This window comes from Mesorhizobium sp. M1A.T.Ca.IN.004.03.1.1 (assembly GCF_003997555.1).
Taxonomy (GTDB): Bacteria; Pseudomonadota; Alphaproteobacteria; order Rhizobiales; family Rhizobiaceae; genus Mesorhizobium.
Window position 1 is genome coordinate 1 of record NZ_RZTV01000981.1, and the last position, 241, is coordinate 241.

The following is a 241-nucleotide window of genomic DNA, read 5'->3' on the forward strand; positions in this document are numbered from 1 at the left end:
ATTACCGAGGCCGAGGAAGTCTGGCTGACGACCCTGGACGGCCGGGTGGTTCCCGCCCATCCGCTTGCCTATGACCAGGAGAGCGGTTTCGGACTGGTGCAGGCGCTCGGCGCTCTGAACGCGCCGGCGGTGGATTTCGGCGATGCGGCCGCGGCCACCCTCCGTTCTCTGCGGCCTGGCGCAATCGCTGAACCAGATCGTTGCCTTCCGCCTGCTGCAGGGCCTGTTCGGCGCCTCGCTG

Annotated in this window: 1 protein-coding gene; it reads left to right on the forward strand. The window is 68.5% G+C overall.

Annotated elements, in window-relative coordinates; genetic code table 11:
- Positions 1-241: S1C family serine protease (locus tag EOD29_RS37740; protein ID WP_245475529.1), on the forward strand; the 241-nt coding region annotated here is incomplete at both ends.